The sequence below is a fragment of the Halomonas sp. C22 genome, from assembly GCF_007655045.1.
GTDB classification, from domain to species: Bacteria; Pseudomonadota; Gammaproteobacteria; order Pseudomonadales; family Halomonadaceae; genus Vreelandella; species Vreelandella hamiltonii.
The window spans coordinates 1-24,539 of sequence record NZ_VBVC01000007.1 but is presented as its reverse complement, the minus strand read 5'-3'; the positions used below and the strand labels follow the sequence as shown (position 1 = coordinate 24,539).

General features: G+C 57.0%; 24 protein-coding genes. 16 read left to right on the top strand and 8 right to left on the bottom strand.

Features of this window, described 5'->3' with window-relative positions; translation table 11 throughout:
* Positions 1-4 precede the first annotated feature (4 nt).
* The gene (locus tag FEU76_RS13500; RefSeq protein ID WP_144983669.1) at positions 5-970 is read right to left on the bottom strand and encodes a TAXI family TRAP transporter solute-binding subunit; all 966 of its coding nucleotides are present in this window, start codon (positions 968-970) and stop codon (positions 5-7) included.
* A gap of 138 nt (positions 971-1,108) precedes the next feature.
* On the opposite strand from FEU76_RS13500, the gene FEU76_RS13495 reads away from it, so the two are divergent.
* The 7 genes from FEU76_RS13495 (at position 1,109) to FEU76_RS13465 (ending at position 9,474) form a co-directional block, all read left to right on the top strand.
* Positions 1,109-2,044: a LysR family transcriptional regulator gene (locus tag FEU76_RS13495; protein WP_144983665.1), complete on the top strand. Its 936-nt coding sequence runs from the start codon at positions 1,109-1,111 to the stop codon at positions 2,042-2,044.
* A 35-nt stretch (positions 2,045-2,079) separates the two neighbouring features.
* Complete coding sequence (locus FEU76_RS13490; RefSeq protein ID WP_144983661.1) at positions 2,080-3,339, top strand: M20/M25/M40 family metallo-hydrolase; 1,260 nt, start codon at positions 2,080-2,082, stop codon at positions 3,337-3,339.
* Positions 3,340-3,557: 218 nt separating this feature from the next.
* Positions 3,558-5,009 carry an SLC13 family permease gene (locus tag FEU76_RS13485; RefSeq protein ID WP_144983658.1) on the top strand — a complete coding sequence of 484 codons (1,452 nt, stop codon included), beginning with the start codon at positions 3,558-3,560 and terminating at the stop codon, positions 5,007-5,009.
* 508 nt (positions 5,010-5,517) lie between these two features.
* Positions 5,518-6,315, top strand: coding sequence for a MipA/OmpV family protein (locus FEU76_RS13480; protein ID WP_227406731.1), 798 nt, complete (start codon positions 5,518-5,520; stop codon positions 6,313-6,315).
* Between the two features lie 64 nt (positions 6,316-6,379).
* On the top strand, positions 6,380-8,032 hold the full coding sequence (locus FEU76_RS13475) for an alpha/beta hydrolase (RefSeq protein WP_144983655.1): 1,653 nt from the start codon (positions 6,380-6,382) through the stop codon (positions 8,030-8,032).
* A 414-nt stretch (positions 8,033-8,446) separates the two neighbouring features.
* The gene (locus tag FEU76_RS13470; RefSeq protein ID WP_446718808.1) at positions 8,447-9,226 is read left to right on the top strand and encodes a CLCA_X family protein; all 780 of its coding nucleotides are present in this window, start codon (positions 8,447-8,449) and stop codon (positions 9,224-9,226) included.
* A gap of 95 nt (positions 9,227-9,321) precedes the next feature.
* Positions 9,322-9,474: a metallothionein gene (locus FEU76_RS13465; RefSeq protein WP_081195643.1), complete on the top strand. Its 153-nt coding sequence runs from the start codon at positions 9,322-9,324 to the stop codon at positions 9,472-9,474.
* A gap of 318 nt (positions 9,475-9,792) precedes the next feature.
* On the opposite strand, the gene FEU76_RS13460 is transcribed toward FEU76_RS13465, so the two are convergent.
* The 5 genes from FEU76_RS13460 to FEU76_RS13435 form a co-directional block, all read right to left on the bottom strand.
* Complete coding sequence (locus FEU76_RS13460; RefSeq protein ID WP_081195623.1) at positions 9,793-10,074, bottom strand: addiction module antidote protein; 282 nt, start codon at positions 10,072-10,074, stop codon at positions 9,793-9,795.
* Between the two features lie 564 nt (positions 10,075-10,638).
* Positions 10,639-10,833, bottom strand: a complete 195-nt coding sequence (locus FEU76_RS13450) for a DUF2933 domain-containing protein (RefSeq protein ID WP_016915536.1) — start codon at positions 10,831-10,833, stop codon at positions 10,639-10,641.
* Entirely contained in the window at positions 10,830-13,109 is a 2,280-nt protein-coding gene (locus FEU76_RS13445) for a heavy metal translocating P-type ATPase (protein WP_144983652.1), read from the bottom strand. The genes FEU76_RS13450 and FEU76_RS13445 overlap by 4 nt, the downstream gene beginning before the upstream one ends.
* Before the next feature lie 79 nt (positions 13,110-13,188).
* Positions 13,189-13,758: a Spy/CpxP family protein refolding chaperone gene (locus tag FEU76_RS13440; RefSeq protein ID WP_096921764.1), complete on the bottom strand. Its 570-nt coding sequence runs from the start codon at positions 13,756-13,758 to the stop codon at positions 13,189-13,191.
* A gap of 148 nt (positions 13,759-13,906) precedes the next feature.
* Complete coding sequence (locus FEU76_RS13435; protein WP_144983648.1) at positions 13,907-14,104, bottom strand: hypothetical protein; 198 nt, start codon at positions 14,102-14,104, stop codon at positions 13,907-13,909.
* Between the two features lie 319 nt (positions 14,105-14,423).
* Between FEU76_RS13435 and FEU76_RS13430 the strand changes: the two genes are divergently transcribed.
* The 6 genes from FEU76_RS13430 (at position 14,424) to cls (ending at position 21,223) form a co-directional block, all read left to right on the top strand.
* Positions 14,424-16,028: a multicopper oxidase family protein gene (locus FEU76_RS13430; RefSeq protein WP_026001907.1), complete on the top strand. Its 1,605-nt coding sequence runs from the start codon at positions 14,424-14,426 to the stop codon at positions 16,026-16,028.
* A gap of 91 nt (positions 16,029-16,119) precedes the next feature.
* Positions 16,120-16,980 (top strand): F510_1955 family glycosylhydrolase, encoded by an 861-nt coding sequence (locus FEU76_RS13425; RefSeq protein WP_039181150.1) that lies wholly within the window; start codon positions 16,120-16,122, stop codon positions 16,978-16,980.
* 18 nt (positions 16,981-16,998) lie between these two features.
* On the top strand, positions 16,999-17,829 hold the full coding sequence (gene lgt / locus FEU76_RS13420; RefSeq protein ID WP_081195060.1) for a prolipoprotein diacylglyceryl transferase: 831 nt from the start codon (positions 16,999-17,001) through the stop codon (positions 17,827-17,829).
* Positions 17,826-18,866, top strand: coding sequence for a L,D-transpeptidase family protein (locus FEU76_RS13415; protein WP_081195058.1), 1,041 nt, complete (start codon positions 17,826-17,828; stop codon positions 18,864-18,866). Before lgt ends, FEU76_RS13415 begins: the two co-directional genes overlap by 4 nt.
* Positions 18,867-19,088: 222 nt before the next feature.
* Positions 19,089-19,748: a ferric reductase-like transmembrane domain-containing protein gene (locus tag FEU76_RS13410; protein WP_050980317.1), complete on the top strand. Its 660-nt coding sequence runs from the start codon at positions 19,089-19,091 to the stop codon at positions 19,746-19,748.
* A complete protein-coding gene (gene cls, locus FEU76_RS13405) occupies positions 19,745-21,223 on the top strand; it encodes a cardiolipin synthase (RefSeq protein ID WP_050980320.1) in 1,479 nt (492 codons plus the stop codon). Before FEU76_RS13410 ends, cls begins: the two co-directional genes overlap by 4 nt.
* A 550-nt stretch (positions 21,224-21,773) precedes the next feature.
* On the opposite strand, the gene nadS is transcribed toward cls, so the two are convergent.
* Together nadS and cadR are read right to left on the bottom strand one after the other, a co-directional pair.
* Entirely contained in the window at positions 21,774-22,058 is a 285-nt protein-coding gene (gene nadS, locus FEU76_RS13400; RefSeq protein WP_039181156.1) for a NadS family protein, read from the bottom strand.
* 307 nt (positions 22,059-22,365) lie between these two features.
* Positions 22,366-22,773: a Cd(II)/Pb(II)-responsive transcriptional regulator gene (gene cadR / locus FEU76_RS13390; protein WP_144983645.1), complete on the bottom strand. Its 408-nt coding sequence runs from the start codon at positions 22,771-22,773 to the stop codon at positions 22,366-22,368.
* 95 nt (positions 22,774-22,868) lie between these two features.
* Between cadR and FEU76_RS13385 the strand changes: the two genes are divergently transcribed.
* The 3 genes from FEU76_RS13385 to FEU76_RS13375 all read left to right on the top strand — a co-directional run.
* On the top strand, positions 22,869-23,765 hold the full coding sequence (locus FEU76_RS13385) for a cation transporter (protein ID WP_144983643.1): 897 nt from the start codon (positions 22,869-22,871) through the stop codon (positions 23,763-23,765).
* A 3-nt stretch (positions 23,766-23,768) separates the two neighbouring features.
* On the top strand, positions 23,769-24,281 hold the full coding sequence (gene lspA / locus FEU76_RS13380) for a signal peptidase II (RefSeq protein WP_004863699.1): 513 nt from the start codon (positions 23,769-23,771) through the stop codon (positions 24,279-24,281).
* A gap of 21 nt (positions 24,282-24,302) precedes the next feature.
* The coding region (locus FEU76_RS13375; RefSeq protein ID WP_144983640.1) for a transposase family protein at positions 24,303-24,539 on the top strand (237 nt) is incomplete at its 3' end.

The window sequence follows — 24,539 nt, the reverse complement described above, 5'->3', positions numbered from 1 at the left end:
TGCCTTACTGAACTGGGCGTAATGCGTCGGGAATCTCATGGCCCTGCTCTTCGAAATAGCGCGCCGCACCGGCATGCAGCGGCACGCTGCCGACTTCCAAAGTCATCTGGGCGATATCGGCATCGCGCATGGCGGCAAAGGCATTGATTTGCGGCTCGGGGTTCTCCATGACCGCCTTGACGATCTGGTAGGCGGTTTCTTCATCCATGTCCGGGTGAGCATGCACGGCGACGCCAAACGCCCAGGTGGTGTACTCGGGAATACCTTCCGCCGCCCCTTCGGGAATGGTGATGATCGCCACGTCCGGCATCTCTTCACGCAGCGTATCTGCCTGCTCATCGCTCAGGGAGAGCACGCTGATGGGCGTGAACGTGGCAATGTCCATCGAGGAGCCATCCAACCGCTCTCCGACACCAGACTTCACCGACCCCATGACACGACCGTCTTTCATGGCGTCCACCATATCGGTCGTGGAACCCCGCACGTAGTGGGGCTCGATACCCAGCGTACGCATGACGGCTTCCGTGGTTTTTTCGGTCGCTGAACCGGTAATGCCTGGGTTGAAGCGAACGCCATCCAGCTCAGCGAAGCTGGTGACATTGGCATCCTGGCGCATCACCGCATTCTGGGGCGCAACGGTGTAGACCCAGAGCAAGCGATTATCCACCGGCCTGCCATCGAAATCGTCAAGGCCAGCGTAAGCGTGGTAACCGGTATTGGTGGTGACCAGGCCCATATCGATCTGGTTGCGGCCCAAGCGGCGCAGGTTATCGACCGTGGCCCCGGTTTCCGCCACCGACGAGCTGACGCTTTCCACCTGATTGTTGATGATCTGGTTGACGGCCACGAAGTAGCTGTAATGGCTGGAGGAGCTGGACGTCGAGCCAATCAACAGGCGCTCGTTGGCTTGGCTGGTGGTCGCCGACAGCAAGGCGGCGCTGGCGACCACGGCAGTGATGAGGGTTTTCATGGTGTCTCCGAAGCTCGCTGGGCGAGCGTTGTTATTATGAACGATGGCCACGAGCCTGAAGCACGCGGCCCATTGAGCATGGTGCGCTTGCTTATTTTTGTATATTGAATAGTTTTTATTTTGTGTTTTACTTTTTAAATGAACCCAAGCATCCAGCAATTACGTGTTTTCGTGGCCGTGGCCCATTCGCGCAGCCTGGCAGAGGCCAGCGAGCGGGTACATTTGTCGCAACCCGCCATTTCCATCGCACTGCGCAAGCTGGAAGAGAGCGTGGGCGGCGCCCTGTTCGCGCGCACCACGCGGCAACTGCTGCTGACGCCGGAAGGCAAAACGTTTTTACCCATCGCCATCCGGCTGCTCAATGACTGGAATGAAGCCTTCGAAGACCTGAACGACCAGTTCTCGAAGCAGCGTGGCAAAGTCACGGTGGCTGCCCTGCCGACCCTAGCGGCTGGCCTTTTTCCCAGTGTGATCAAACGGTTTCACGAAGCGTATCCGCGCATCAATCTCAGCCTGCACGATGTGCTGGCCGACCAGATCAATCAGATGGTGCGCGAAGGCCGGGCAGATCTGGGGCTTTCCGTGCCGCCTCAGAACGCCGACGACCTTGGGTTCGAGCCAGTGCTGGATGACAGCTATGTCGCTGTTTGCCCGGAGGGGCATCCGCTTCTCGAACAGCCCGAGGTGGCATGGCGGCAACTGGCCGACTACCCCTTCATCGGCATCAACCGGCTATCCAGCTCGCGTCAGGATATCGATCGCATCATGGCCAGCGTAGGCCGCTCGCTGGATATCCTGTGCGATGCCCGACAGATCGCCACCGTCGGGCGCATGGTGGCCAGCGGGCTCGGCATCAGCGTGCTGCCCTCGCTGAGCTTTCGCCAGATTGCCAACGACGGATTGGCGCATCGTCCTCTGGTGAAACCCACCTTCCAGCGCGCGCTGGGCATCGTACTGAGTAAACGTCACCCGCCTTCTGCCGCCGCCCGAGCACTGCGGGACATGATTCATGCACCGCCCACACCACCAGTCCCACCCACTGGCGACAGAACACGCCACAATCTGGCAGACTAGTCATCACTAACCACCGCTGTAAGTGAGGTTTCACCATGACCGATACCGCAACCCCCTGGACCCAGCCCATGCCGGACGCACAGTTCACCCTGATGCGTGACATTCTGGCGGCACCCAGCCCCGTAGGCCTGGAGGGCGCCATGACCTATGGCGTTCTCAAGCCCTATTTCGAAAGCTTTGCCCCGGCGGGCTGGCACCTGCATCAGTTCAAGGGCAACGCCGGTGTGGTACTGGACACGCATCCGGGCCAGGACGACATGTTCAAGCTGATGATCATCGGCCATGCCGACAAGATCCGCATGCAGGTTCGCTCGATTGGGGAAGACGGCAAGATCTGGATCAATACCGACTCTTTCCTGCCGGGCGTGCTGATCGGACATGAAGTTACCCTGTTCAGTGAAGACCCAGAGGCCCCAGGCAGCTACCGCCGCATCGACGGCGGCACGGTGGAAGCTCTGGGCGCAATTCACTTCTCCGACCCGGCCCAGCGTGATGGCAGCAAGGGCATCAAGAAAGAGCAGATTTACCTGGACCTGCAAATTCACGGAGAGAACAAGAAGCAGCAGGTCCTCAACCTGGGCGTGCGCCCCGGCGACTCGATCATCTTCAATCGTCCCATCCGCCCGGGGTTCAGCCCGAATACCTTTTACGGCGCCTACCTGGATAACGGACTGGGCTGCTTTGTCGCCGCCGAAGCCGCTCGGCTCGTTGCCGAAGCCGGTGGCACCGACAAGGTTCGCGTCATGTTTGCGATTGCCAGCTACGAAGAGATCGGCCGCTTCGGCAGCCGCGTGATGGCGGGCGAGCTGAAGCCCGATGCCATCATCGGCGTGGACGTCAACCACGATTACGTGGGCGCACCCGGCATTGGCGACAAGCGCATGCAGCCGCTGGAAATGGGCAAGGGGTTCACGCTGTCGGTGGGCTCGATTGCCAGTGAGCAGTTGAATCGCATCATTGCCACCGCCGCCAAGGAGCACGACATTCCCATGCAGCGGGATATCGTCGGGGTAGATACCGGCACCGACGGCATGGCAGGCGTACTGGCCTCCATCGACAGCGCGGCCACCTCCATGGGCTTCCCCATCCGCAACATGCACACCATTTCGGAAACTGGCAATACCCAGGACGTATTGGCAGCCGTGCATGCCCTGACGCACACCATCCAGGCCATGGATGCCATGCCCGACCTGCATCAGGCTTTCAAGGACAACCACCCGCGCCTGGACGAAGCCAGCCCGCTTGCCCACCAGGGCAGCAGCAAACCGGAAAGCGATGCTGACAGCACCGACTGACCCCAGCACTTCCCCCGGCCTGCGCTGGCCGGGGGTTCTCTCTCCTCTCTCCAGCCTTCTACTGGCACTCGGTTTTCAAACCTCCCCCGTGGCTAATGTTTCTTTATTCACGACCAAAGTCTTACTCTTACAACCAACGATTAATAAACCTAAGTGGTAGGATGCAGCCCTAAATTTTTCCTTTCTAATTAAGTAAATTTTGAAACCAGGAGATAATGATGGTTGCACTAACGCAAGAGTGGCGACGCTGGACGACGCTGTTCGCCGGACCGCTACTGTTCGTGCTCATTCAATTGGCCATGCCCGCGACGCTGATCGACCCCATGCCGCGCATCGTTCTGGGGCTGACGGCCTGGATGGCGGTATGGTGGGTGACCGAGCCGGTGCCCATTCCCGTGACCTCGTTCCTGCCCATGATCGTTCTCCCGCTGACGGGGGTGATGCCCATGAACGATGCAGTGGTGGGGTATGCCAACCCGGTCATCTATATGTACATGGGGGGCTTCATTCTGGCCATCGCCATCGAGCGCTGGAACCTGCACCGCCGTATCGCGCTCTCCATCGTCAACCGGATCGGCAACAGCCTGCGCAGCATCGTGCTGGGGGTTCTGATTGCTTCCGCCTTTCTCTCGATGTGGATTTCCAACGCGGCCACCGCGCTGATGATGCTGCCCATCGCCGTTGCCCTGCTGGGCGAGCTGGATGAGCGCGATCAGTTTGGCCCCCAGGAGCGCGAGGCCTTTGCCCGTACGCTGCTGCTCACCGTGGCTTATGCCGCGTCCATCGGCGGTCTGGCGACGATTATCGGCTCGGTGCCCAACGCCATCGTGGTCGCCATGATTCCGCAGTTCTTCGACATCGAAATCAGCTTTTTGCAGTGGATGATCTTTGCCCTACCGCTGACCCTGCTGCTGCTGGTCGTGCTGTATGTCTATCTCACCCGTATCTATTCCCGGGTGCCCAATACACGCCTGGAAGTCAACTTCGTGGCCCAAGAGCTGGAGAAGCTCGGCCCCATCACCAAGGACGAGAAGCGCGTCCTCACCGTCTTCGTCTTGACCGCTCTGGCCTGGGCGCTGCGGGGCTGGCTGGCCCCCTTTTTCGACCTGCCGATCAACGACACGCTGATTGCCGTGATCGCGGCGGTATCGCTGTTCATCATCCCGGCCCACAGTGAAAAACGCAGCCTGCTGATCTGGGACGACATGAAAAACCTGCCCTGGGGGCTATTCATCCTGTGGGGCGGCGGCATGTCGCTGGCCGCAGCGTTCAGCGCCAGTGACCTGACGGGCTGGATCAGCCAGCAATTGCAGCTGCTGGATGGCGTCAATTACTTCTTGCTGCTGCTGTTCATGGTCCTGCTGATGCTGTTCCTGACCGAAATCATCTCCAATACGGCCACGGCCAACATGGCCCTGCCGATTACCGCAGGCCTGGCAGCCGCCATCACCACGGGCAACCCGCTGGGCCTCATGGTGGCCGTGGCACTCGCCACCACGTGTGCCTTCATGCTGCCCATTTCGACGCCGCCCAACGCGGCCGTGTTCTCCAGTGGGCGTATCACGATCAAGCAGATGGCCAAGGCGGGGATTGCCATGAACCTGGTCAGCGCCCTCGTGATTACCCTGTTCGTCTATTTCATCATGCCGCTGTTGCTGCCCACGCCTTGAGCCACGATGGGCGAATAGGCAAAAAAAACCCCGGCCATGACTGGCCGGGGTTGTACTGACTCCTCCCTGATCCTTCTTCATGAACGTCCTGTTCATGCATCCCTGGTGCTCAAGCGCTCCTTGCCTGATAGTACTCCCTGAAGGCACCTTTCCTTATGCCACTGCCTACTCTGCAGCTTCTATGTGACAACTGCATTAACCTGAGATAAAAAAACCCCGACCATCGCTGGCCTAGGCTTTATCAGGTCCTCCCTGATCCCACTTCACGAACGTCCTGTCCATGCATCCTTGTGCGCCGCAAGCACTCCCTGCTTGCACTTCCTTGTAACGCTGTCCCTGCGTCATGGGCACACAGTGCGCCTTATAGACGTCGAGTTATCTAACCTGGGATATGAAAGGTCAAAAAGTTTTTATGGGCGGGCCGTGATAAATATCAAGCGCTGGCTTGCGATTGGTTTTAAACCAAACATACAATCATGCACGTTTCTCTCACATTCTGGATGCTCCCATGCCGACTCGCTCCCTGATTTCAAGCCGTTACTCTCGCTCCCACTTACGCCCCCTGGGCTGCCTGGTAACGCTCGCCTGCATGGCCCTGGCCCCCATGGCGCTGGCCGACCAATGGAGCGGCAGCGTGGGCGCGGGGGTTGCTTACGCCCCTGATTATGCCGGTAGCGACGACTACGAAGCCCGCGCACTGCCCGTACTGAACCTGGCCTATGGCGACCAGCTTTCCATCAATCTGCGCGACGGCATCGAGTGGCACGCCTTGCGCCAGGGCAACTGGAGCGCCTCGCCCTTTATCGGCTACACCTTCGGCCGCGATAACAAGGGTGACCTTGGCGCCTTCGAAAAAATCGATGGTGGCGCCACGCTGGGCTTGCGGGTCAGTTACCAGGATGGGCCCTGGCGCTACAGCGTGGCTGGCAGCCGCGCAGTGACCGGCGACATGGAAGGCGCCACGTTCTCGGCGAGCGCCACCCTGCGCACCCCGCTCAGCGAGCGTTTGCTGCTGGTGCTATCCCCCAGCGTCAACTACTCCAACGAGCGCTGGACTCAATCTCTGTATGGCGTTTCCGACCTGGATAGCGCCCGCAGCGGAGTGACCACCTACGCACCGGATGGCGGCTATTGGCGGCTGGGCGCAAACGCCAGCCTGAGTTACGCCTTGACCCCTGAGTGGACAGCCACCGGCTTCGTCGGCGCTACCCGACTGACCGGCAACGCCGCCGACAGCCCGATCGTCGATGAACTGGGAAGCCCCTGGCAGGCGCTGAGTGGGGTATCACTGACCTACCGTTTCTAATACGGTAGCGTCTGGAACCCACTCGCCAAATGGATTGCCCTCGAACCAGGCCATGAAAAACGTTATGGAAAACCGTCTCGAGCACTTTCGCATGAGGCCCTTGCTGAACCGCTTGTCGGGCACGGGCCTACTGCTTGCCACGCTCTTTTTTGCCTTTTCACTCACCCCAAGCCTGGTGCCCCGCCCCTTGCTGGCTCAGGGCATCGTCTCCGGGCTCAGCGTCACGGCGGGGTATGCCCTGGGCGTCATTGCGCGCACGCTGTGGCACTACCTGCACCTGCCAGAGCCCAAAGCCGCCCTGGAGCGCACGCTCAAGCAGCTGGCCACCCTGGTCGCGCTGGTGGTGTCGGTGATTTTTCTATGGCGCGCGGCCGAGTGGCAAAACAGCATTCGCGAACTGATGGAGATGGACCCCACCAGCGGCACACGCCCGCTGGCCGTGGCACTGATCACCATGGGGGTCTTTCTGAGTCTGCTGCTGGTCGCGCGGCTGTTCAAGCGCACCTTCAAGCTGCTCTCGTACAAGCTTGCCCATGTGCTGCCCCATCGCACGGCCCAGGTACTGGGCATCGTCTCCGCTGTGGCGCTGTTCTGGCTGATCATCGAGGGCGTCATCTTTTCTTACGCACTACAGGTGGCTGACCGCTCCTACCAGCAGGTGGACGAGCTGATGCAGGATGACCTGAGCCCCCCGCAAGCGGCCAACGTGCCCGGCAGCGCCGAGTCGCTGATCAGTTGGGAAGCGCTGGGCAGCCGGGGCAGGCGCTTCGTCACCCAAGGCCCTACGGCCGAGGACATGGAGGCGTTTTTGGGTGAGCCCGCGCTCGACCCCATTCGCGTCTATGTCGGGCTCAACGCCGCCGAAACCGCCACTCAGCGCGCCGAGCTGGCCCTCGAAGAGCTGATCAGAACCGGCGGGTTCGAACGCTCGGTCATGGTCATCGCGACCCCTACTGGCCGCGGCTGGATCGACCCTCGCTCCCAGCACAGCGTGGAGTATCTTCATCGCGGCGATATTGCCACGGTGGCCGCCCAGTACTCGTATCTACCCAGCCACCTGTCGCTGATCTCCGAAGCAGAGTACGGCGTCGAGAGTGCCCGCGCCCTGTTTTCGGTCATTTACCGCTATTGGAGCCAGCTGCCAAGCGATGAGCGACCGCAGCTTTACCTCTTTGGCCTGAGCCTGGGCGCGCTCAACTCGGATCTATCCTTCGATCTTTACGATATCATCGACGACCCCTTTCAAGGCGTGCTGTGGAGCGGCCCTCCCTTTCGCAGCGACACCTGGCGCGCCGTGACCGCCGACCGCGATCCGGGTTCCCCTGCATGGCTACCCACGTTTCGCGAGGGCGCGGTTGTAAGGTTCATGAACCAGACCCAAGGGCTGGAAGAAGCCGCTGCCCCATGGGGAGATTTCCGCATTGCGTTTCTGCAATATGCCAGCGACCCCATCACCTTTTTCGAGCCTGCGGCGTTCTGGCGAGAACCCGAGTGGATGCGCGCACCTCGTGGGCCAGATGTTTCTCCAGCGCTACGCTGGTACCCCGTGGTGACCATGCTACAGCTACTGGTCGACCTGACCGTGGGCAGCGCCCCCGACGGCTATGGGCATGAAATCGCCGCCGAACACTACATGGATGCCTGGGCAGCCCTCACCGAACCCGACGGCTGGGATGCTGAGCAATTGCAGCGCCTGCGCGATCATCTGACGCGCTGACGATAACCCATTTCACCGGCAGGCTATTTAGCCTGCTATTTTTTGTGCCGACTGTAAAATTATAAACATTTGTTAAATATACACTTTATGATCGAGTAGCAGCATTTATGTACTATTCAAGTACAATAAAAATACAATTTTATCTTGTACATTAATTGTCACTCACCTATAGTTCAAAGCGTTCGCGGCAGGGATGCCGCGTGACAAGGGAATGTGCGCTTAGGATGAGCGAAGACGATTCAAGGACCGAGCAAGCTCAGGACGAGCTTTCGTCAATCAGGGAAGAAGAAGTACCGCAGTACACGGACTGATCCTTCAGGACGCTCTGTACCGCGATGAAAAAAGCGTCCTCATTCGTGAGGGCGCTTTTTTTTATGTATCCTCCCCATGCCCCTTTCAGCAGGTACCCGGGTGATGCTCGATACCAGGCAGTTTTTTCGCCAAGGGCCCGTGCACCGGCCCGAAGGTAGCAGCGACTTTGTCGCGATCCGCCGCCAGTTCGACTTTCGCGCCATCGAAATTGGCCGCTGGGTCACCCCCGCCGAGCGCGACCACGCCGCCACGCTGTTTCATGATGCGCTCTGCGATCTCATGTTGATCCTGCACGGCAATGAAGCGCTCATTTCCCTGCGTGGCACGCTTGCTCTGCAATACGGTACCGGCGGAAGACCCGGCGTCTCGGCGCATTACAGCCCCGCTGAGCGAAGCTTTGCCCTGGCCAAGAACGCTGGGCCTGGCAGCATTGCCCATGAATGGTTTCACGCCTTCGACCACTACATCGCCCGCAAATGTTTTCAGCAGTTACCTGCCAGTGCCTTTGCCTCCAGCGCCTGGCTGCAAAACGCCGTGCCCATCGCGCACCCGCTCAACCAGCGCCTGCTGGCCTGTTTTCAGGCCATCCTGCTGCAACCGAATGGCCAGCAGGCCAGCGAGCTGTTCCGCCACTCGGCCGAGGTCGACCGCGCCATGGGCCAGCTCTACTACAGCAAGCCAGAAGAGCTATGCGCACGAGCCTTCGAAGCCTTTGTACAAGATGCCCCCATCAAGAACCACTTTCTGGTCAAAGGCACACGCCGCTCTCCGGAAGCCGCACGCGGCCTGTACCCGCAAGGCGAACAGCGCGAACGCATCAACCAGCGCTTTCATGACTACTTCCTTGCGCTAGGCAGCGCCCTGGCGCGCTCGACGCCATGACAGCAGCCATCATCAGCAAAAAACCTCACAACGCAATTACATAACACCCAGGGTGCGCACTACGCTTGAAGAGACACCCCACAGGAGGTTCTACCATGTCTCAGCAACAGTGCGCATGCCCGAAGTGTCATTGCAAGGTGGACAGCCACTCCATCGAAAAAGAGGGGCAACTCTTCTGCTCGACGGCCTGCGCGACGGGCCATGCCGATGGCTCTACCGATTGTGGCCATGACTGCAAGTGCGGTTGAACCCACCCGATAACCGCCCACCCCACTGCGATGCCCGGCCAAACACCGGGCATCGGCCTATCAAAGCGTGCGAAACCGCCCATCACCGACTAGGCTTACCTTTCAACCATTCTCAAAGGAAGAGATCATGCCCTCTACTACTACCATCGTCGTCATTGTCGTCGTCATCGTAGCGATTTTCGGATTCAGCGGCGGCCTGCGTTTCTAGGATAGCGGCACGTCTCAACAGTGGTGTGTGATGGCCCAGCCTGGTCTATGCCTCACCAACGAAAACGCCCCGCTTGAAAGGCGGGGCGTATCACGGAATCGTTGATCGTCTTACGATGCTTCAGCATGTAACGTAAAGCCCAAGGCTTTTGTCACCTTCATAATCGTTGCAAAACTTGGGTTTCCATCAGCAGAAAGCGCTTTGTACAACCCTTCGCGAGTCAACCCCGTATCACGAGCAAGCTGTGCCATACCACGGGCGCGGGCAATATCGCCAAGCGCTGCCGCCACCAGGGCAGCGTCGCCCTCTTCAAGGCAGGCTTCAAAGTACAACACCATTTCCTCTTCGGTATTCAAGTGGTCAACGACATCCCATTTACGCAGTGTGCTCATGGTGCCTCCTTCAAATCGCGTGCCAATTGCTTCGCGATATCAATATCTTTTGCCTGGCTGGATTTATCACCGCCCGCCAACAAAATAATCAGCTCATACCTAGCACTCTAGAGAGCACTAGGGGCTAGTCCGTTAAAGGGCCTTCACTAACTCGCCATAATCTCCGTCCACGCGCAAGACAATGGTCACATCGTTGTCATTGCGGTTACGGAAGAACCAGCCATGATTGCCAGGAGGAACAGAGCGAGAAACCTAAATATTTTGGCGATCATGATTTAGTAACTGGCCGGTTGCTTGCTAGCTTATGCCCATGCAGTTTGGGTAGTAGGGCAATGGTTATTTCCTTCTTGTTAAATTAAGTATTTGTTTTTATTTGTTTTTATTTTTTCTATCTATATTCAAATCCAGGATATTGAGTAGTACCTATGCTAGTCCAGCAAAATCTATATATTTAAATAGCAGGTGGTCACTACTTGGCCACCTGTCTCTTTAAGGAAGACTGAAGCTAGTACTGGCTATATTTGATGCCGAAGACATCGATTTCATGAACGCAATGACGCTGGCTCACTTCTCATCCTTATTTCTTTGATGATGACCGAAATGGCGATGCATGAGGAAATGCATGCCAAGACAGAGTGTCAGGGGAAGCAACAGCCAGGCCCCAGTGCCCAGTGACTGGCCGCGCCACATTAGAAAGAACATGGCCACGCCCATAATTACTAAGCAAGCAGTCATCATCCAGTGGTGAATGCGGTTCATTTGGCGTCTCCTTGTGGGTTGTTTGTGGCGAAGCGCCGCTTGAGTAGCAGCGAGTTGCCAATGACGGAGAGAGAGCTTGCGGTCATGGCGATGACGCCGATCATCGGGTGCAGCAGACCAATCGCGGCGATGGGAATGGCTGCCACGTTATAAGCGCTGGCCCAGATCAGGTTTTGGACGATTTTGCCGAAGGTGGCGCGAGATAGGTGCATGGCATCCACCACGGCGGTCAGTTCGCCGCGCACCAGGGTCACATCGGCGGCCTCAATGGCCACATCTGCCCCCGCGCCGATGGCTATGCCAACGTTGGCTTGCTTCAACGCCGCGGCATCATTGATGCCATCGCCGACCATGGCCACGTGGTTGCCATGTTTCTCCTGAAGTTTACGGATGGCATCGACCTTACCTTCCGGCAACACCCCGGCCTGAACCTCGTCGATGCCCACCTCGTCTGCTACGGCACGGGCGGCGCGCTCGTTGTCGCCGGTGATCATCACCACGTGCAGGCCCAGGTCATGCATGCCGCGGATGGCCTCTACGGATTTTTCCTTGAGGGTATCGGCCACTGCCACCAGGCCCAGGGCCTGACCGTCGGCGGCGACGATCACAACGGTGCGCCCCTTGCCCTCGAGCTCTGCCATGGCGTCATCAAGAGCCTCAAGGCCTGTCACGCCTTCCTCTTCCAGCAGTCGACGATTGCCGATCAGCACGGTTTCATCGCCCACCTTGCCCGAGACGCCCCGCGCTCCGGTGGAGCGAAAATCGCTGACTTCACCGGGCTTCACATCGCGTTCCTTGGCACCATCCACGATGGCCCGGGCGATGGGGTGCTCCGAGGCGTTCTCCACGCTCGCGGCGAGGGTCAGCAGGCGCGTTTCCTCGACTCCTTCGCCGGTGACGGCATCGGTGAGCTTCGGCTCGCCGCGGGTAATGGTGCCGGTCTTGTCGAGCACCATCACTTTGACGTCCTTGAAGGTCTGGATCGCTTCGCCGGAGCGGATCAGGATGCCGCGCTCGGCACCGATACCGGAGCCCACCATCAGCGCGGTGGGGGTGGCTAGGCCGAGGGCGCAGGGACAGGCGATGACAAGCACGGCGACGGCGGCAATCAGGGCTAGCGTTGGTGTGCTGGCATCTGGATTCACCCAAGGCAGGAAGGTCGCGCCCCAGTCCAGAATCGGCCGCAGGACGTCTGGAAACAGCGCCCATGCAATCAGGCTAGCCAGTGAAATAGCCAGTACCGCTGGCACGAAGCGGCCGGTCATACGGTCGGCGAATTCTTGGATTGGCACCCGTGAGCCCTGAGCCTGGTCGATCAGACGCACCACTTGGGAGAGAAAAGTATCGGCGCCGACGCGGGTCGCCTTGACCCGCAATCGGCCCTCCTTGTTGATGGTGGCGCCGATCACGCTGTCGCCGGTGCTCTTGTAGACCGGTATCGACTCGCCGGTAGCGAGGGACTCGTCGAGATGGCTCTCACCCTCGACCACTTCGCCGTCGGTGGGGATTTTATCGCCGGGGCGCACGATCATGATGTCACCGGGCGTGAGCTCTTTCACCGGCACTTCAATTTCCTCGCCGTCGCGCTCCACCCGCGCTGTCTTGGCGCCCAGCGTCATCAGGCGACGAATAGCCTGGGAGGCGCGCCCTTTGGCTAGTGCCTCCAAATAACGGCCCAGCAAGTGGAAGGTCATGATGGTGGCAGCCATCTCAATGAACGAGGTCATGGTGTAGAAAAAGCCGACCAGGCCAATCAGGTAGGGCGGCAGGCTGCCCATGGAGATCAGCACATCCATATTAAAGGTTCCGTTTTTCAACGAGCGCCAGGTCGACTTGTGGGTGGCTGCCCCGCCATAGAGGAATACCACCGGGAAGGCTAGCAGTGCCACGATGGCCAGATAGCCGGGAATTGGCTGCCAGAACATGTGCGGAATCATTAGCAGCATGATCAGGGTGGTGGGTATCGCGGCGATGATCAGTCGCCTGCGAGCCTGACTTAGATAGGCCTCCTCGATCTCGGAGTCGCTCTCGGCGTCCTCCTGATCACTCTGCACGGCAGCCACGTCATAGCCTGCTCCTTCGACGGCTTTCTTCAAGGTGTCGCCGTCGGGCCCGCTTGCCTTGATGGTCACACTGACATGGTGATTGGCAATATTGGTCTGAATCACGCCCACGCCATCAAGGCGTTCGAGCGTTTTGCGCACAATGCCGGCGCAGTGGTCGCTGCCCATGCCGGGCACCGTCAGGGTGATTGTGTTCGGGGTCGAATCGGACATCGTGTACCTCCTGCTGGTGTTGATGAGAGAACGGCCAGGGTTGGCCGTCCGTCCTAATGCCTACGCAGTGACATCTCGGTCAGTGGTGGGCGTCATGGTCGTCAGGATCGACGCCGCCCTCGGGTGTGGCCTGCTCAAGCTGTTGGCGCTGCTCGTCGCTCATCAGGTCATGCATGGCATTTCGCATGCGCACCATCTCGGCCATCATCTCACCGTGCAACTCGGCCATCTGTCCGTGTAGCGCCTGAACCTCATCAGGGTCTGGGCGATCGCCGTGCATCTCCGCCATCAGGTCGTCGCGTAGGTTCATCATCCGCCCCATGCGTTCGAACTGGGCAGGTCGGTGCTCCTGCATCAGCTCACGCATCTCGCTGCGTTGATCATCATCGAGCATCAACATCATGTCCATGCCGGCGCCGCCCATCATCGGGCAGGGCATCATGCCGCCGCCCATCATTTCCCCCATCATGCCGGGCCCCATTCCGCCTTGGCCGCCGCCCATCATGCCGGAACCCATGCCGCCCTCCATCATGGAGCGTCCCTGGCCCGCTTGGTCACCCATCATTCCCTGGGCGAAAGCAATGCCGGTACCACTGGCTGCGAGGGCCAGGGTGAGTCCGAAGGCGAGAGTGTGCTTGCGAATATCCATGGTCGTTCTCCTTAGCGACAGGCCTATATCAAAGGCCGATGCCTGAAGTATTGAGGCTATGTGTCGCACCTAGGTCAATTCTCAATATGGCATTCAGGCATGCCTAAGGCATCTCAGGGCGTGAAAGTAGGCAGTTTGTTGACCTGTATCAATTTTGGTAATTCGGCAACCTGCCTGCTGCACTTGGGTTGCGTGTGTCTGTGAAGCCATGAAATACTCTTAATATCCTCCACTCGATAGTGATTACTTCTTTGTCATGAATTGCTCCACTTTTAAATGGCTGCTTTGTTTGCTGATAAGCCTTGCCTTGGCGCAGCCATTGATAGTCGTGGCGATGGATCATCATGAAGATGAACCTTGTCTGTTCACTGACATTGATCTAGCCAGTGGAGCGATCGAAGTTGTTGGGTCGGTCAGCATTGGCGACCACGATGCCTCCCATATGGCAGAGTGCTGTATGCCCTGTGCTCAGTGTGCGGTAAATCTTGCGTTGCTTATCGAAGACGCAACCTCCGCCACGTCGACCTTGCCTCGTTATCTGGTCAACTGGTCGCCAGCTCCGCGCGCGCTCTTTGATCGCCCTCCTCGCGTTTAAACCTTCATCGCTGAACGTTCAGCTCGCCTATGGCGGGCCAAGATGATGATTTTAATCACGAGGAATAGCCATGAAACGTCGCGAATTTCTTCGCTACACCACCCTGGGTGGTATTGCCCTATCTGGGTCTGGCCTATTGGTTCACGCTTTGGCCGGACGGCATACACAGGCGTCACCAACAGCTCTGCTAGATAACGCTAGCATCCCTGCAGGACAACCCCTTCAACCATTGCCTCGGATTGCAAACTTGAGTGATCAGGTTGGGCGCTTTCAAAGTGTGTTAACCCCCGCTGCCCATGCGCTGCCAGTGAGCGATGGGCTGGAGGCAAAGTTGTGGCTCTACAACGGTAAAGTGTTGCCATTGATTGAGGTGCGCGAGGGGGATGAGTTAGACATTACGCTGATAAATGAGCTTGAGCAGGAAACGACGCTGCACTGGCATGGGGTACCGGTGCCCCAGTCGCAAGATGGGGCACCCTGGGAAGCCGTATTACCAGGAGAGTCACGACATTATCGTTATGTTTTTCATAGGGGGAGTGCAGGGTTACACTGGTTTCACCCCCACCCACATGAAGGTACTGCGCGTCAGGTAGCTCATGGTTTAGCGGGTGCATTGTTGGTCAGGCCCCGATTAGGCGTGTTGCCCGCGGAGGTGGAAGAGCATTTGCTAGTGGTCAGCGACCTGCGCCTGAATATGAATGGCGAAGTGGCGCCCCATACCAGCGAAGATTGGATGAATGGACGCGAGGGGGAGCTTCTGTTGGTCAACGGCCAACGCGAGCCACGTCTTGATGTGGCGCCGGGCACTACTCTGCGGCTGCGGCTGGTCAACGCCTGTGCTGGCCGGTACTTGCGTTTACGCTTGGAAGATCACGAGTTGACCCTGATCGGTACCGATGGCGGGCTGATCGAGCGACCACAACCACTCGAAGAGTTGCTGCTCACCCCGGGTGAGCGGGTCGATCTGCTAGTACGCATCAGCGAGAAATCTGAAAGGAGTTTTGAGCTGGCGAGTCATCCCTATACACGTGGTTGGATGGGGGCTAAGCCGGCACATCTGGACGAGATTGCTTCGCTATTATCGATTCATACCCTAAATACTGGCGTATACCCCGCCGTCGCGTTACCTGACCCCTTGTCCCATATCGAACCCCTGGGCGAACCAGTGGTGAGACGTCAAGTGGAACTGACCGAGGTGATGCCAGACCATGACAATCACGGTGCGGTGAATGGCGATCCGCATGCCGGCCACGGCGGCAGTGACAGCCATCACGGAACCCATGGGCCGGGGCATGGGGCGAGTCACGCTAGCGACGATGATAGAGCGGTTCGGCCCAAGGTGGATTTTCTGATCAACGGCCGTGCCTTTGCCATGAACGACGTCCTGTTTGAGGGGCAGGTTGGCGAGGTAGAGGAGTGGGAAGTCTTCAATAACTCCCATATGGATCACCCCTTCCATGTGCATGGCACCCACTTTCAGGTGATCGCTACCCGCGATGCTGACAGGGAATGGCGAGACGCGCCCTGGCTGGCCTGGAAGGACACCGTCAACCTGGCTCCTTATCAGCGTCTCAGGCTGCGCATGGTGTTCCTCAAGCCCGGCGATTGGCTGTTCCACTGCCACATCATCGAACACGAAGAGCTAGGCATGATGGCAACGATCCGTGTGAGTTGAGCTTGCCTTGCCTTGCCTTGTTTTGCTTTGGCGTTGTGCGTTGGCTTTGCGTGGTGCTTGTCCACCTGACGACTGATAAGGACGTGATGTCATGACCTATTATCGCTGGCCACTCGCCGTGGCCTTCCTGCTTACCTTGCTTTCAGGTTGCTCCCGAGAACCGAGTAGTATCAGTCTTGAGCAACTGCGAGAGCAGACCCATATTCACGGCCTGGCCGTCGATCGAGCGGATAGCGAACGACTATGGTTGGCCACCCATCATGGCTTCTATGCCGTTGGTAGTGATGGAATGGCCCGCCGGGTCTCGGAGGAGACCCATGACTTCATGGGTTTTGCTCCTCACCCGGAAGAAGCCGAGACCTTCTTTGCCAGCGGCCACCCGGCCAGGGGAGGCAACCTCGGCGTGGTTAAGTCCCGGGATTCAGGCCGCAGCTGGTCACAATTAGCTATCGGCGTTGATGGCCCGGTGGACTTTCATCAGATGACCATCAGTGAGGCCAGTCCCGACGTGCTCTATGGGGCTAATGGTGGCCAGCTCCAAGTCAGCCAGGATGGTGGAGCCAATTGGCAGATTCGCGCCCAGGCGCCGGCCGGGCTGATTTCACTGGCTGCCTCGAGCCGTGATCCCGAACAACTCTATGCCGCCACCCAAACCGGGCTATTGATGAGTCCTGACGGAGGCGAACGATGGCGACAAGTATACCCTGAGCGTCGCCCTACGAGCCTGGTGGTGGCCAGCCAAGGAGAGCTTTACGCCTTCATGATAGGGGTAGGCTTGCTGAGAGTTGGGGAGGGCAGCCGGGATTGGGAGGTAGTCAAGCGTGGCTGGGAAGAGCGCTATCTGATGCATCTGGCGCTGGATCCGCACGACTCCCAGCGTTTGGTGGCGGTTGATGACCTCAATCAACTGCTGATCAGTAATAACGGTGGGCGCGATTGGTCGCACCTCTAATGAATTGGGAGATACCACATGTTGCAATATCCCCAGATTGATCCAGTGGCCATCAGCCTCGGCCCGTTCGCGATTCACTGGTATGGCCTGATGTATGTGGTGGGCTTCGGCGCCGCCTGGTGGCTTGGGCGCCTTAGAGCTAATCGGCTTAAGCTAACCCACGATGACATTAGCGACCTGATCTTTTACTCCGCGGTAGGCGTAGTGGTTGGTGGCCGGTTGGGCTATGTCCTGTTCTATGGAATAGAACAGTTTATGGCCAACCCCTTATGGCTGTTCAAAGTTTGGGAAGGCGGTATGAGCTTTCATGGTGGACTGCTCGGGGTGCTGGCGGCGACGCTATGGTTTGCGCGAAAGCATCGGCTCGGCTTCTTTGCCCTAACCGACTTCATCGCACCACTGGTGCCGATCGGTCTTGGTGCAGGGCGAATCGGCAATTTCATCAATCACGAGCTGCCGGGGCGCGTCAGCAACCTGCCCTGGGCGATGCCGTTTCCCCACATGGGCCCAGAGCCACGACACCCCTCTGCGCTTTATGAATTCGCCCTGGAAGGGGTGGTGCTGTTCGTGCTGCTGTGGTGGCTTTCCGCTGAACCGAGGCGGCGAGGTCTGATCTCTGGTCTTTTTTTGCTGCTGTACGGCGTGTTTCGCTTCACAGTTGAATTCGTGAGGTTGCCGGATGAACACATCGGCTTCCTCGCGTTTGGCTGGGTCACCATGGGAATGCTGCTGACTGCCCCTATGATACTGGTCGGCATGGCGCTGATCACCTGGTCGCGCCAACAACCGGTGGATAATCATAGCCAACCCGGTTTATATCTGCGCCGCCGAGAGAGGAGGACACAATGATACTATCGCTTGGGCACTCCAACACCATTACTGCCATTATTATTAAAACGGGGCTAGGGGCGTTGCTTATCGCTACGCTGCTGAGCACTTCGCCTGTGCTTGCTGAAGACGTGGGGGAGTGGCCGCAGGGCCACTACAGGTTGCCTGAGTACGGTGACCTGATTGGTGAGGCCTATAAGGTAGTGGTAGACAACGAGGCGGATACGCTCCTCGATATCGCCCGTACCCATAACCTGGGCTACGAGGAAATCCGTCGGGCTAATCCGAACGTCAGTCTTTGGGTGCCGGGCGTCGGAACAGAAGTGCTCGTGCCAGCCCAGTATATCCTGCCCGATGCCGAGAGGACTGGCATTGTAATTAACATCGCCGAGTTACGTCTCTACTATTTTCCGGAGATAGGCGAAGGTGAGGTGCCGCGAGTCGAGACCTATCCGATCGGTATCGGTCGAGATGGCTATAACACCCCACTGGGAATTACCACCACTACCATGCGGCTTGAGGATCCTGCCTGGTATCCGCCACGTTCCATGCGTGAAGAAGCGGCGGCGCGAGGCGAACCGGCACCCTCAGTGGTGCCGCCGGGTCCCGATAACCCGCTCGGCAAGCATGCCATCCTGCTCGATATTCCTGGTTATCTAATTCACGGTACCAATGATCCGGACGGCATTGGCATGCGCGCCAGCCGTGGCTGCATACGCATGTTTCCGGAAGATGTTAAAGCAATATTCGGTGCTGTGCCTTTAGGCACTCAGGTTAATATCGTCGATCAGCCCGTCAAGATCGGCTGGGACGATGGCACTGCGTTCGTGCAGGTATATCAGTTTCTTGAAAATCAGAACCACGGCAGACAAGCACTGCTTGAGATGCAGCCGAAGCTCAATCAGTACATCTTGGATCAATCGGTAAATTATGCACAACTCCAAGAACTGCTGGAGAGATCCGACGGTCAAGTAGTGCCCATCGATACGCCAACTCAGGATGAGCTTCTAGAAGAACAAGCACAACCCTTGATATTGCTTTATGAGGTGGGTCTTTAACGCTTTCATAAGGGTGTTTGGGATGCTGAGAAAAGTCAGCCAAGCTTCCCAGGCACCCGAATAAAGTCGATATTAATCATATGTGAAATAGGGTTAGCCTTGCGATGAAGTGGTGTCTAGGTATGAAAAAATATGAACCATCACGTTATAGCTAAAAAAGTCAGTATGTCGACTAGGCGTCATAGAATTGGAAGACATTTCGTTGTTGTACTGATTGGTGCCATGACAGCTTATCTTTTTTGGTTGAGCCGAATGGAGTGGGACGCTGAGATGCGCACTTGGCGTGCTTTAGGCGATGCTGCTTTTATCCTGTTATTTGTCACCATGGTGATAGGCCCTGTGGTGAAAATATGGCCTAGGCAATTGAGCTTTCTTGTCAATTGGCGGCGAGCCTTCGGGATCTGGTTTGCGATCTTTGCCTCTGTGCATGCTTTTCTAGTGTGGGATGGCTGGGCACGGTGGTCGATTCGTGGATTTTTAGGCTATCAGGAGCTGCCTTTGGCGGGGCTTTCAGGCCCGGTTCTTGTGGATCCGGGGTTCGGGCTTGCGAATATGGTCGGGTTAGTCGCCCTCTTTTTTGGGCTCGTCCTGTTTGCCATATCATCCGACAAGGCCATGCGCTTCCTGGGAAGCTCAACATGGAAGCATCTTCAAAATTATGCCTATGTGGTTTTCTATCTAGTTGCTCTTCATGGAATCTACTTTCTCTTCCTACATTATGAGCTGAGTCTCAGGAATCTAGTTTTCCAGAGTGGGGTGTCTGGGCCCAATTGGTTTCGGTTCTGGTTTGTAGGGCTCGTGAGTATTGTCTTTACCGTTCAGGTTGCGGCAATGATAAAACTGATTTTACAGCGAAGAAAAGGTGGTTTAGGGGGAGCATGAGCGATGAAAGGGAAAAGCCGGGGGCAGTAACGCTGCCCTCCAGGCGACGTCGATTCTGGCGTCGTTTACTGCTCGTGGTGGGAGTTGCTCATCTGGTTGGGTTTGTGTCGTCACTGGATGCGATGATGTCGAGCCGTACCTCTCAGGGAGCTGTGGCCTGGATCGTTTCACTAAACACATTGCCCTATGTGGCGGTGCCAGCCTACTGGGTGTTCGGCCGCACGAAATTCCAGGGCTATGTCTCTGCACGACGCGACGAGAACTCGGTGTTGGGGCAGGCGCTTGCTGAAAAACTGGCCGAGCTGCGGGCTCATGGGGTTTCGGATGAACACGCTGACAAGCATCTGGTGGGTGTCGAACAGCTGGCCAAGCTGCCGTTTCTAGGTGGCAACCGGGTGGAACTGCTGATCGACGGTGAGCAGACCTTCGAGAGCTTGTTTGCCGGTATTGATGCTGCTGAGCGCTATCTGCTTGTGCAGTTTTATATCGTTCGGGCTGATGCAGTGGGATTGGCGCTGCAGGCACGGCTGATTGAGAAGGCTAGGCAGGGCGTGGAGGTCTTCTTTCTATACGATGAAATTGGAAGTTATGCGTTGCCGAGCCACTATCTCCAGACGCTGGAAGAGGCGGGTGTTCGAGTACATCGCTTTCATTCTACGCGGGGGACAGGTAATCGCTTCCAGCTCAACTTTCGCAACCATCGCAAGATAATGGTGGCCGATGGGGAAAGAGCTTGGGTCGGTGGATTCAATGTTGGCGATGAATACTTGGAAGGCCACCCACGAATTGGCCCGTGGCGTGATACCCACCTAATGATTGAGGGGCCTGCGGCCTTGGCGCTGCAGCTGGTGTTTCTTGAAGATTGGCACTGGGCGACTGAGGAAATCCCCGAGCTTCCCTGGTCACCGCTAATTCCAAGCGGCCATGGTACACCGGTGCTCATTCTTCCGAGTGGGCCCGCAGACCGATTTGAGACGGCTAGTCTGATGATTCAACAGGCAATTCACGCCGCGCAAGAGCGTATCTGGATATCCAGTCCCTACTTTGTGCCAGATGAGGGGGTGCTGGCGATGCTTAAACTAGCCTCGTTAAGCGGAGTAGAGGTGAAAATCCTGATTCCCGAACGTCCAGATAACCTTCTAACCTACTTTGCGGCCTATGCCTTTCTCGATTCGCTTCTCGAGGCGGGGGTCGAGGTCTATCGCTACGAGGGGGGCTTCTTACATGGCAAAGCCTTTTTGGTTGACGAAATCGGTGCGGCAGTGGGTACCGTTAACCTCGACAACCGCTCCTTTCGACTCAACTTCGAGGTGACGGCGATGGTGATGGACGCCGACTTTGCCGCCGAGGTTGATGCGATGTTCAAGGCGGATTTCGCGCGGGCACGGCAGATGCAGCCAGAAGAGATCAGCGATAAGCCGCTTTGGCATCGGGTGGCGGCTCGAGCGGCCTATTTGTTTGCGCCGGTCTTATGAGTGTGCTTGATCACTCTATTGCCCGCTGGCCTGTGATTTTGCATTCAAGTCTTCGCTTTGGAGTTTCAGGCCATGATGAAAGCCCCTCGTGCAATACTCAATCCAGATAGTAAACTTCAGGCAACCTCTCGGTTTTAAGCTGAAATAAAATGAACAGTTGAAGAAAAGGTAATGCGATTCACCGAGTTGGCTCGGGCTGGTGTGGTAACTGTACGCCATTAAACTCGTTAGGGTCTGGTACAACCGTAACGAGATCTGTGCAACGGCTGTTGACTCTGTGACGAGCAGGCTATTGGACGCCTCCGATTCGTTGACTGCGCAGATTCCCTAGGAGAGGGTCTTAGTTAATGAAGAAGATATTGTTGCGCAGACCAAGACAAACTTACGGTGGTTGACAGTAGTATGTAGCTGGCTGAACAAGGCCATTGCATTCGCATGCGGATTCAAGGGCTTCAGGTGATGGCGCAATTTTTCCGGGAGTGCGCGTCTAAGAATGCGCTTTTCACACTCACGTCAAATTACCATTATTCTTATGTCAGGAAAGTAGGTGTTAGTGTGAAGCAATTTCATTGAAAAAGTCTGGGTTATTCCGAATCGTCGCCAGTACCTTAGCGGCTAGCCCCGTAGGATTATTACGTTTGCCTTCCCAGCTTTTGATCGTATCCACGCTGGTTCCCATTGCGCTGGCAAATTCCGCCTGAGAAACATTGAGCTTGGTACGAATGGCTTTTACATCGGCTACTTCATGGCGTGCTGTGCGGCTAGCCTCAGTGTTGCCCTGATTAATCTCAACGGCTTCCTGCAGCGATGTTTGGAGTTCGTCAAAAATGCTCATCCAGAAACTTCCTCCTTTAATTGGTGGGTCAGTGTTTTCAATGCGGCCTTTTCAGCAAGTGTTATGTTGTCCTTCATGTTCTTAGGGTAGGCCAATATCACAGATATATGGTCGCCGCCTGGTTGTCATCTGGCTGCTAACAGGATGAAAGACATGTGAGTAATGTAATCCCTGGAAAAGATAACGTATTGATAATTCTTGGTTTCCGCATTGCAGGCGCGGGTAAGCGGATTAAATGGTTGATCTTACCTTTGCATGAGAGTGAGACAGACCGGCATCTCATCGGATTATCTGGTTGATGCTTCACCTACTGCTGGTGCATGTTTCCTTCGCTAATTCCAGCAAGAACCCCACACGCCTCAACTTCCCGGTCATCGTTGCAACTCGCTCTCAGTGAAACGAGTTGTTTCTCAAGCGCTTGCAGAGCGGTTATCTGCGACCGCACATGAGAGATGTGATCATCGAGCAAGGCGTTGACGGCGGTACAAGGCTGATGAGGGTCGTCCTGATAGCGCTGTAGTTCGTGAATCTCAGCCAGTGACAGGCCCAGGATTCTGCAGCGACGGATGAAGGCCAGCCCCTCACCATGCTTCTCGGTATAGACACGGTAACCGTTGTCCTGCCGATCAGGCGGCGGCAACAAGCCCTGCTGTTCATAGAAGCGGATCGTCTGTGTTTCGACCCCTACCAACTGCGCCAACTGACCAATGCGCATCAGCCTCCTCCCCAACGGATTCTTTACTCTATTGACCTTATAGTAGCTTTATAGTTTTAAATGGTACCACAACATTGTTCAAGTGGAGTCGTATCATGAGCAAATCCTGTGGTGGCGCCTGTGGCGGTGATGCAACGTCCGCAGCGGATACCGATATACAGGCCTCCTCCGAGGCGCCAGGGAGATGGGTCAGTGTTTATGCCGTGCCGAAGATGGACTGTCCATCAGAAGAACGAATGATTCGCCTAGCCCTGAACGGCGTTGAGGAGATTCGGGCGCTGTCCTTCGACTTGTCGAACCGCCGACTGAAGGTCGTGCATGACGGCGAGGTCGAGCCCGTCACCTCGAAACTGAAGACCTTGGGGCTAGGCGCCTCGCTTCAGGAAACCGTCGCTGCAAATCCGGAGACCATCAAGGCCGCCGAGTTTTCGGCAGCTTCTGCTAAGCAAGAATCCGGGACCCTGCGCTGGTTGCTCGGCATCAATGCACTTCTGTTCGTGGTGGAAATGACTGCCGGTCTGATCGCCCAGTCCACCGGCCTGATTGGAGAATCCCTGGACAATTTTGCCGATGCGGCGGTGTACGGGCTTGCCCTTTATGCGGTTGGACATAGCGTGAAAATGCAGGTACGTGCCGCGCATCTTGCTGGTGTACTGCAACTGATCTTGGCTGTGGGCGTGCTCGTAGAGGTGGTGAGACGCTTTGTATTCGGTAGTGAGCCTGAATCGCTGGTGATGATGGCTATCGCATTCGTCGCATTGATTGCCAATACCAGTTGTCTGCTGCTCATATCCAAACATCGGGAAGGCGGGGCGCACATGAAGGCAAGCTGGATATTCTCGGCCAACGACGTGGTGATCAACCTGGGGGTCATCACCGCCGGCGCCCTGGTCGCGTGGACCGGTTCCAATTATCCGGATCTGATTATCGGCACCATCGCGGGGGGCATTGTACTTAACGGTGCCAGACGCATTTTGGCGTTGAAGGGTTAAATAATGCTCATTATTGGCAAAAAGCTCTCGCCGTATGCCCTATTGTCCATATCGGGCCTGCTGGCAGCGTCTGATCAGGCTGTAAAGTGGCTGGTGCAGCAATCAATGGCCTATGGCGAGTATGTTTCGGTGACCCCGTTCTTTAACTGGGTGCACCTATGGAACACCGGTGCCGCATTCAGTCTTTTTGCGAATGGTGGAGGCTGGCAGCGCTACTTTTTTATCGGAATCGCGGTAGTGGTCTCGATTTTTCTGATCAAGCTGATCCTTGAAAATCGTCATAAAGGAGAAGCCATCGCTTACAGTCTTATCCTCGGTGGCGCCATGGGCAACCTGATTGACCGGGTCTTTCGCGGCTATGTTGTGGATTCCTTTGATTTCTATTGGCGAGACTGGCATTGGCCGGCCTTCAACCTGGCTGATATTGCAATTGTCCTCGGTGCCTTACTTTTCGTTTCCAGCAGCTTGTTGGGTAAAAAAGCAAACACCAATGCCGAGCCGGATGGATCTGACTGACACCTACGCCTATACAACACCATGACCGAACTTCCCGACAACATCCTTCACCTGCCGCAATACCAAGTACTGGGCTGCAAATCAACCGACGACGAAATGCACTTCCAGGTGGACGTGCCCGATCCCATCGCCTGCGAGGAATGCGGCGTGCAGGGTGAGTTCGTACGGTTCGGCAAGCGTGACGTTCCCTATCGTGATCTGCCCATCCACGGCAAGCGGGTCACTCTCTGGGTGGTCCGCCGCCGATACACCTGCCGG

Excerpts from the sequence above, each read along its gene's own strand:
- cadR (WP_144983645.1), bottom strand. The coding sequence starts at position 22,773 with ATGCGCATTGGTCAGTTGGCGCAGTTGGTAGGGGTCGAAACACAGACG.
- lspA (WP_004863699.1), top strand. The coding sequence starts at position 23,769 with ATGCTCATTATTGGCAAAAAGCTCTCGCCGTATGCCCTATTGTCCATA.
- FEU76_RS13475 (WP_144983655.1), top strand. The coding sequence starts at position 6,380 with ATGGAAAACCGTCTCGAGCACTTTCGCATGAGGCCCTTGCTGAACCGC.
- FEU76_RS13450 (WP_016915536.1), bottom strand. The coding sequence starts at position 10,833 with ATGAACCGCATTCACCACTGGATGATGACTGCTTGCTTAGTAATTATG.
- FEU76_RS13460 (WP_081195623.1), bottom strand. The coding sequence starts at position 10,074 with ATGAGCACACTGCGTAAATGGGATGTCGTTGACCACTTGAATACCGAA.
- FEU76_RS13495 (WP_144983665.1), top strand. The coding sequence starts at position 1,109 with ATGAACCCAAGCATCCAGCAATTACGTGTTTTCGTGGCCGTGGCCCAT.
- FEU76_RS13435 (WP_144983648.1), bottom strand. The coding sequence starts at position 14,104 with ATGATGATCCATCGCCACGACTATCAATGGCTGCGCCAAGGCAAGGCT.
- FEU76_RS13425 (WP_039181150.1), top strand. The coding sequence starts at position 16,120 with ATGACCTATTATCGCTGGCCACTCGCCGTGGCCTTCCTGCTTACCTTG.
- FEU76_RS13490 (WP_144983661.1), top strand. The coding sequence starts at position 2,080 with ATGACCGATACCGCAACCCCCTGGACCCAGCCCATGCCGGACGCACAG.
- lgt (WP_081195060.1), top strand. The coding sequence starts at position 16,999 with ATGTTGCAATATCCCCAGATTGATCCAGTGGCCATCAGCCTCGGCCCG.
- FEU76_RS13430 (WP_026001907.1), top strand. The coding sequence starts at position 14,424 with ATGAAACGTCGCGAATTTCTTCGCTACACCACCCTGGGTGGTATTGCC.
- FEU76_RS13485 (WP_144983658.1), top strand. The coding sequence starts at position 3,558 with ATGGTTGCACTAACGCAAGAGTGGCGACGCTGGACGACGCTGTTCGCC.
- FEU76_RS13410 (WP_050980317.1), top strand. The coding sequence starts at position 19,089 with ATGACAGCTTATCTTTTTTGGTTGAGCCGAATGGAGTGGGACGCTGAG.
- FEU76_RS13415 (WP_081195058.1), top strand. The coding sequence starts at position 17,826 with ATGATACTATCGCTTGGGCACTCCAACACCATTACTGCCATTATTATT.
- nadS (WP_039181156.1), bottom strand. The coding sequence starts at position 22,058 with ATGAGCATTTTTGACGAACTCCAAACATCGCTGCAGGAAGCCGTTGAG.
- FEU76_RS13445 (WP_144983652.1), bottom strand. The coding sequence starts at position 13,109 with ATGTCCGATTCGACCCCGAACACAATCACCCTGACGGTGCCCGGCATG.
- FEU76_RS13470 (WP_446718808.1), top strand. The coding sequence starts at position 8,447 with ATGCTCGATACCAGGCAGTTTTTTCGCCAAGGGCCCGTGCACCGGCCC.
- FEU76_RS13440 (WP_096921764.1), bottom strand. The coding sequence starts at position 13,758 with ATGGATATTCGCAAGCACACTCTCGCCTTCGGACTCACCCTGGCCCTC.
- FEU76_RS13500 (WP_144983669.1), bottom strand. The coding sequence starts at position 970 with ATGAAAACCCTCATCACTGCCGTGGTCGCCAGCGCCGCCTTGCTGTCG.
- FEU76_RS13465 (WP_081195643.1), top strand. The coding sequence starts at position 9,322 with ATGTCTCAGCAACAGTGCGCATGCCCGAAGTGTCATTGCAAGGTGGAC.
- FEU76_RS13385 (WP_144983643.1), top strand. The coding sequence starts at position 22,869 with ATGAGCAAATCCTGTGGTGGCGCCTGTGGCGGTGATGCAACGTCCGCA.
- FEU76_RS13480 (WP_227406731.1), top strand. The coding sequence starts at position 5,518 with ATGCCGACTCGCTCCCTGATTTCAAGCCGTTACTCTCGCTCCCACTTA.
- cls (WP_050980320.1), top strand. The coding sequence starts at position 19,745 with ATGAGCGATGAAAGGGAAAAGCCGGGGGCAGTAACGCTGCCCTCCAGG.